This is a genomic window from Streptomyces europaeiscabiei, assembly GCF_001550375.1.
GTDB lineage: Bacteria > Actinomycetota > Actinomycetes > Streptomycetales > Streptomycetaceae > Streptomyces > Streptomyces europaeiscabiei.
In genome coordinates this window covers 21,519-28,647 of record NZ_LRTR01000125.1, presented here as the reverse complement: position 1 = coordinate 28,647, position 7,129 = coordinate 21,519, and the positions used below count along the sequence as shown (strand labels likewise).

General features: G+C 69.5%; 5 protein-coding genes. 4 read left to right on the top strand and 1 reads right to left on the bottom strand.

What is annotated here, in order from left to right:
• Positions 1 to 119 precede the first annotated feature (119 nt).
• The 4 genes from AWZ10_RS05755 to AWZ10_RS05740 all read left to right on the top strand — a co-directional run bounded on the left by AWZ10_RS05755 (position 120) and on the right by AWZ10_RS05740 (position 5,810).
• A complete protein-coding gene (locus AWZ10_RS05755) occupies positions 120 to 1,448 on the top strand; it encodes an ABC transporter substrate-binding protein (RefSeq protein ID WP_060890593.1) in 1,329 nt (442 codons plus the stop codon).
• 24 nt (positions 1,449 to 1,472) lie between these two features.
• Positions 1,473 to 2,396 carry a carbohydrate ABC transporter permease gene (locus AWZ10_RS05750; protein WP_046708284.1) on the top strand — a complete coding sequence of 308 codons (924 nt, stop codon included), beginning with the start codon at positions 1,473 to 1,475 and terminating at the stop codon, positions 2,394 to 2,396.
• An 8-nt stretch (positions 2,397 to 2,404) separates the two neighbouring features.
• Positions 2,405 to 3,229 (top strand): carbohydrate ABC transporter permease, encoded by an 825-nt coding sequence (locus AWZ10_RS05745; protein WP_046708288.1) that lies wholly within the window; start codon positions 2,405 to 2,407, stop codon positions 3,227 to 3,229.
• A 112-nt stretch (positions 3,230 to 3,341) separates the two neighbouring features.
• Entirely contained in the window at positions 3,342 to 5,810 is a 2,469-nt protein-coding gene (locus AWZ10_RS05740) for a CBM35 domain-containing protein (protein WP_060890592.1), read from the top strand.
• A 66-nt stretch (positions 5,811 to 5,876) separates the two neighbouring features.
• On the opposite strand, the gene AWZ10_RS05735 is transcribed toward AWZ10_RS05740, so the two are convergent.
• Positions 5,877 to 7,064 carry a sulfotransferase family protein gene (locus AWZ10_RS05735; RefSeq protein WP_060890591.1) on the bottom strand — a complete coding sequence of 396 codons (1,188 nt, stop codon included), beginning with the start codon at positions 7,062 to 7,064 and terminating at the stop codon, positions 5,877 to 5,879.
• Between the last annotated feature and the right edge of the window lie 65 nt (positions 7,065 to 7,129).

Genomic DNA, 7,129 nt, shown 5'->3' with positions numbered 1-7,129 from the left:
CCCCCACCCGCCCCGGCCGGGCACGCTCCACCCCGTACGACCCAGCCGAACTCCCCACCCGATCAGCGCTGTTCCGCATCCCGCCCTGCCCTGAACCACCCGTTCTCGAAAGGCAAGCGATGAAGACAAGAGCTCTCCCGACGCTGGCCCTCATATGCGCCCTCGGCCTGGCCGCCACCGCGTGCAGCGATCCCACGGCAGGGACCTCCGGCGCGGACACGGACACCAAGCGGACGGCCGTCGACCCGACCGCCCGTCTCGACGGCGTGAAGCTGACCATGTGGACCGCGCAGAACACGGTGACCGCGCCCGAGCAGGTCATCGACGCCTTCGAGAAGGCCACCGGCGCCGAGGTCGAGACCCAGCCGGTCCCGGACCCCTACGAGTCGAACGTGCCGACGAAGCTGGCCTCCGGCGACCGCCCCGACCTGATGTTCTGGCAGCCGTCCATCTCCACGCTCCCCTTCATCCAGCCGCAGCAGAATCTGCTCACCCTCGACGGCGAGGAGTGGGTCTCCAAGCTCGGCGACACCGAGAAGTCGCTCGGTGTCATCGACGGCAAGCGGTACGCGGCGATCGTCACCAGCCCCGCCATGCTCGGCGTCTACTACAACAAGGACGTCTTCGAGAAGGCCGGGCTGAGCGAGAAGGACTTCCCGAAGTCGTACGACGAGCTCCTCGCCCTCGGCCACAAGGTCGTCGACGACACCGACGCGGCCGCCTTCTACGAGGCCGGCGGTGACAAATGGCCCCTCCAGTGGCAGATGCAGGTGCAGCTCACCGACCTCGACAAGCAGTGGTGGGCGGGCCTGAACGAGAACAGGGAGAAGTGGACCGACCCGGTCGTCGTCGGCGCGATCAAGAAGTACAAGGAGAAGCTGCTCGACGCCGGGCTCGCCCAGAAGAACTACCGGACCGGCACCTTCACCGGGCAGGCCGACGCGCTGTGGAAGGGCGAGGCGGGCATGGTCCTCAATGTCACCTCCTTCCAGAGCCAGCTGCAGGCCAAGTACTCCACCGCCCGGATCGACGAGAGGATCGGCTGGTTCCCGGTCGCCAACTCGGCCGCCACCGGCCTGTATTCGCCCGACCAGACCAACGGCGTGGTCGCGTTCAGGACGGGTGACGAGAAGCGGCAGAACGCGGCCCGGCAGTTCCTCGCGTTCTGGCTCGGCCCCGATTACCCCGACTACATCAAGGCGATGAAGATCCCGTCCGTGCAGCCTTCCGTGCCCACCCCGGACGGCCTCCCGGAGGCGTCGAAGGACCAGGTCACGGCCCTGCCCACCGCCATAGGCGTCTTCCAGGCCAAGGCGATCGTCGCCCCGGACACGCACCTGTACCTCGCCGACATGCTCTTCGACAAGAAGAGCCCGCAGCAGGTCGCCCAGGCCATCCAGGACCAGTTCGCGCAGGTGGCCAAGGCCCAGGGCGCGCCCGGCTTCTAGCCGGAGGGAGAGACAGGGCTTCCGATGGCGGACACGGCCGTACGTACGCGCAAACAGGCACCCACGAGAGGCGAACCCCGGCGGGTGGGGCGACTGCCCCGTGCCGCCGTGCACCACCCCTGGTGGTTCGCGCTCCCCGCGCTCGTCGTCTTCGCGGGCTTCTTCCTGGTGCCCAACCTGCTCAACTTCTACTACCCGTTCACGAACTGGTCCTCGTACCACCCGGACATCGCCTTCACGGGCCTCGACAACTTCGCGACCATCGCCGACGACGGCACCCTCGTCCGCGCGATCCGCACGACCCTGCTGTACGCGCTGCTCGCGGCCGTCTTCCAGAACGGCTTCGGGCTGGTGCTGGCCCTGCTGCTGGAGGACGACACCCGCTTCAACCGGTTCTTCCGCGCCGTCTTCTTCCTGCCGGTGCTCATCTCGGCCCTCGCCACGGGGTACGTCTTCCAGTCGCTCCTGGACCAGGACGGCGCGGTCAACTCGGCGCTCGGCACGGACGTTCCGTGGCTGGGCTCGACGACGTGGACGCTCGTCGTCGTCACACTCATCCACGGCTGGAAGTGGATGGGCCTGTCGATGCTGATCTACCTGGCGGGCCTGAAGGGCATCCCCGGCGACATGCTCGAAGCCGCGCGGATGGACGGGGCGGGTCCCTGGCGGACGTTCTGGTCGGTGCGGTGGCCGATGCTCGCCCCGGCCCTCACTTTCAACGTCACCACGGCGCTCATCGGCTCGATGAACACCTTCGACATCGTGCAGGCCACGACCGGCGGCGGCCCCGCCGCCTCGACCGAGGTCTTCAACATCTACATGTTCCGGATCTTCGGCCAGGGCCTGTACGCCCAGGCGTCCGCGATGAGCCTCGTCCTCTTCCTGGTCGTGGTCGCCGTGGCCATTCCGCTGGTCATCGGATTGCGCCGAAGGGAGCAGCTGCTGTGAACCCGCCCGTGCCCCGGCTCTGGCGGTACGGCCGCCCCGCCCTCGTCCTCCTCCTCGCCGGCCTCGCCGTCGGCGTCCCCCTGTGGCTGGTCCTCGTCACCTCCGCCAAGCCGCAGGCGGAGGCCATCAAGCCGAACCTCGACGTGCCGCAGCACTGGCAGCCCGGCACGAACTACGACGACGCCGTAGCTCAGGGCGAGATGCTGCGCGGCCTCCTCAACTCCCTGCTGGTCGTGGTCCCCTCGGTGCTCCTGGTGCTGATCCTCGGCGCGGGCGCCGCCTGGGTCTTCGCGCGCCGCAGGTCGAAGCTGGTCTCGGCGGCGTACGCGCTGTGCATCAGCGGGCTGCTGCTGCCACCGGCGGTCATCACGATCGTGATGGAGCTGCGGCAGCTCGGGCTCGCGGGCACCCGGCCCGGAATGATCGCCGTCTACACCGGGATGTACCTCTCCACGTCGATCTTCTTCATGACGGGCTTCATCCGCGCCATCCCCGCGGAACTGGAGGAGGCGGCCCGCATCGACGGGGCGAAACCGTTCCGGATCTTCGCGCGGATCGTCCTTCCCCTCCTCCGGCCGGTCATCGCCACCGCGACGATCATGGTGATGCTCTACGCCTGGAGCGACATCTTCTACGCCTTCTTCGTCCTCGGCGGCGGCGACCGGGCCACCCTCCCGCTCAACCTCTACAAGGTCGCGAGCGCCCAGCTCTACCTCAACAACTGGCATCTCGTCTTCGCGTACGTCGTGGTGATGAGCCTGCCGATGGTCGCCGTCTTCCTCGTCGGCCAGCGAAAGATCGTGTCCGGAATCACCAGTGGAGCCGTCAAATGACCGGAGGTCCAACAGCGTGATCACCCCCACCCGCACGAGAACCCGCACCCGGACCCGCACCAGGTCTCGTACGAGAATCGCCCTGGTCACCGCACTACTTGGAGTCACCGCCATGGCAGGCACCCTCCCCGCCACCGGAGCGTCGGCGGCGGCCGCCGAACCGCAGCGCCTCACCGTCGACCTCTCCGCGTCCGAGGGGCCGGTGATGCGCGGCGCCAACGGTGCGCTGTACGGGCTCAGCGACGACGGGGTGCCCAGTGACGCGGCCCTCGCTCCCCTGAAGATCACCAGCATCTCGCAGAAGCCGGAGGGCGGCGCACAGCACCCCAACGGCGACGCGCTCACCGTCTCCAAGTCGTTCTTCCGCAACGGCGGCGGCGAGGTCCTGGTGATGATGCAGGACATCTACGCCAAGTGGCCGTACGAGGACCTCGGCATCGACGACTACCTCCCCAAGGTCGACAAGATCGTCAAGGAGGTCTCGGCCGACCCGAACAGCGACCGCTTCGTCTACATCCCCTTCAACGAACCCGACCTGATCTGGTACGGCCTCAACGCCTCCGACCAGACGAAGTACGAGGCCAACCGCGACCGGTTCCTCAAGGACTGGAAGACGGTCCACGAGCGCATCCGCGCGATCGACCCCGACGCGCGCATCGCCGGCCCCAACGAGTCGGGCTACCACACCCGCCTGATCACCGACTTCCTCACCTTCGCCAAGCGCGAGAACGTCATGCCCCAGATCATGACGTGGCACGAACTGGGCTCCGGTTCGCTCCGCGACTTCCAGGGCCACTACGACGACTACCGCTCGATCGAGCGGCAGTTGGACATCGAGCCCCTCCCCGTCAACATCGACGAGTACGCCAACCGCCGTGACCTCTCCGTCCCCGGCCAGCTCGTCCAGTGGGTCTCGATGTTCGAGCGGAACAAGGTGTACGCCAACCAGGCCTACTGGGACGCGGCGGGCAACATGGACGGCAACGTCGTCCGCTCCAACATCCCCAACGGCGGCTGGTGGTTCTTCCGCTGGTACGCGGGCCTGACCGGGAACACCGTCAAGGTCACCCCGCCGCAGGCGAACACCATCGACACCCTCCAGGGCCTCGCCTCCCTCGACACCTCCCGCCGCCAGGCCCAGGTCCTGCTCGGCGGATCCGCCGGTGACACGGACGTCGTGGTCCGCAAGGTCCCCCGCTCTCTCTTCGGCCGTACGGTCACCGCGACCGTCGCCGAGGCCGCCTGGTCCGGCTACGAGGGTCAGCACGCGACCCCGCGCGTCCTCTCCCGTACGAAGGTGAGGATCGCGGACGACGGCACGGTGACCGTTCCGCTGCGCGGGCAGCACAAGATGTCCGCCTACCGCGTCGTCCTCACCCCGGGCGGCTCCGGCACACCGGCTGCCCCGTCCGTCCCCTGGACAGCCTCCTACGAGGCCGAGGACGCCGCCGTCACCGACGGCAAGGTCTACACCCAGGGCACCGTGAGCAACGCCAACGGCTACGCGGCCTCCGGCACCAAGGACGTCGGTTCGCTCAACCAGGCAGGCAGCAAGGTCGACTTCACGGTCTCGGTGCCGAAGGACGGCACGTACGACCTGGCGATCCTGTACGGCAACCAGTCCGGCGTCCCGGCCACCCAGAAGCTCACGGTCGACGGCGGCGAACCGGCCACCGTCACCTACCCCTCCACCGAGAACTGGACCTACCGCGCCAAGAAGGACCTCACGGTCCAACTCTCGGCGGGCACACACCAGTTGGCTCTGGCCAAGGGCGACACCGAGGTCACCCTCGACCGGATCGACCTCACCGCCCGCACCGCCGAGCCCGCCGCCTCCTACGAGGCCACGCTCGCCGACATCGGCGGAAGGCCGTCGTACGACTACTCCTCGTCGGCGGGTGTCGGCACCGGCGCCCTCGTGCTCCGCTCCGGCGACAGGGCGGTCTTCGACGTGTACGCCCCGCGCGACGGCTACTACCGGGTGGTGCCCCGGGCGTCCGCGCCGGTGAAGCTCGCCCTGCACGGGGAGTCGGTGGCCGCGGTGCCCGACCGGCCGCTGCGGCTGTACCTCGTGGCGGGCAACAACCGGATCACCGCGACCGCCAAGCACACCGCCGTCCGCTCCCTCGACGTCACCGGCGCCGGCTCGACCACCGGCACGCTCGCGTACGAGGGCGCCGCGGCCACGCTCGCCGGCGGAGCCAAGCTCGTCGACTCCGCGTACGCCTCGGCCGGGTCGTACATCGGCCGGCTCGGCAACAGCGCGGACAGCACCGCCGGGTTCACGGTGAACGCCCCCACGTCCGGCCGCTACGTCCTGGTCGTCCACTACGCGCACAACGACCGCCGCGACAACGGCCACTCGTACAACACCGACATCATGTCCCGTACGGCGGACATCACGGTCGGGGACGGTGCGCCGCGCACGGTCACCTTCAAGAACACCTGGGGCTGGGACGACTACTGGACGGTGGGCGTCCCGGTCGACCTGCGGAAGGGCGCCAACAAGGTGACCTTCGGCAACGCGGGCGCGTGGGCGCCGAACATCGACCGGATCGAGGTGGGCCGGGTCGTCGGCTAGGACACGACGGACCTCGGCCACCGGTGGCGGCGCCGGTGGCCGAGGTCCGTGTCGTCCCGGGTCCCGTCAGGCCCGGTCGACCTCGGCCCGCAGCGCGTTGTAGTCGGCGAAGGCGGACTCGACGTCGGTCCGGGTGAGGCCGTACCGGGCCAGGTCGTAGTGGTGGGGACGCGTGCCCTTGGGGCGGGCGACGATCCGGGGGAGCCGGGCGGCGTCGGCGTCGGTCCAGTGGGCGCCGACGGCCTCGTAGAGCTTGGGGGCGCCCGTGGCCGGGTCCGTACCGAGCCAGGAGTACGGGACGTCCACCAGGGCCTCGCGGGGGATGGCGGCCCGGGCCGCGAGCGCGCGCTCCATGGAGCGGCTCAGCAGTTCGAGCCACTGGGCGCCGAGGACGTGCAGGTCGAGGGGGCGGAGGGTGCCGACCATGCCCTGCTCGACCAGGCTGCAGAACGACCCGACGACGGTCGCCGGGTCGCGGTGGGTCCACACGATCGTGGCGTCGGGGAAGACGGCGCGCAGGGCGTCGAGGTTCCCGAGGTGCATGGGGGACTTGAGCATCCAGCGGCGGCGCGGGCGGCCGTACTGGAGCACCTGGTAGGCCTGTTTGAGGTAGCTGTAGTCCGGGACGAAGTCACGCTCGAAGTGCCAGGCCTGGTACTCGGGTATACGGGCCTGGGACAGGGGCACCAGAGCGTGCGGCAGGACGAAGGTGCACTCCTCGGGGCCCTCGGCGGCCATGGGGTGGATGTCCTGGAAGCGCGGGGCGAACAGGTTGATGCCGCCGACCCACCGGCGCGTGGACGTGATCGCCTTTTGCCGGGACTCGGCCGACGGGTAGAGGCCGGGCGCGAGCAGCTCCCACAGCAGCGGGCAGCGGTGCTCGTCCGAGATCGACAGCACCCCGTGGGTGAGTGTGGTGGCGGTGCGCGGCAGACCGACCACGAACACCGGCCGCTCGATGGTCTCCCGCTCGATCTCCGGGTGCTCGGCGATCAGCCGCCGGACGTGGGCCCGGTTGGTGAGATGCCTGCGCAGATGGGCCTGGGCGGACTGCCAGCCGACGGCGGTGAGGTCGGCGTCGCCCGCCCAGTGGCGCAGCAGGAACCGGAAACCGTCGGTGAACTCCTCGTCCCCGTCGCTCTGTCCGGCCTTGGTGGCGATCCGGTCGAAGACCCGGTCCGGGTCGCGCCGGGAGCCGAGCGTCGGCCGGAGTAACAGATTGGCCAGGGAGAGGGACAGGGGAGCGGAGGTCATCGAGGACTTCCCTTCGGCGCGGTCGGGGTGTGTGCGGTCCGGGTCCGGGCGCGGATCCGTCGGCG

Excerpts from the sequence above, each read along its gene's own strand:
- AWZ10_RS05740 (WP_060890592.1), top strand. The coding sequence starts at position 3,342 with ATGGCAGGCACCCTCCCCGCCACCGGAGCGTCGGCGGCGGCCGCCGAA.
- AWZ10_RS05750 (WP_046708284.1), top strand. The coding sequence starts at position 1,473 with ATGGCGGACACGGCCGTACGTACGCGCAAACAGGCACCCACGAGAGGC.
- AWZ10_RS05735 (WP_060890591.1), bottom strand. The coding sequence starts at position 7,064 with ATGACCTCCGCTCCCCTGTCCCTCTCCCTGGCCAATCTGTTACTCCGG.
- AWZ10_RS05755 (WP_060890593.1), top strand. The coding sequence starts at position 120 with ATGAAGACAAGAGCTCTCCCGACGCTGGCCCTCATATGCGCCCTCGGC.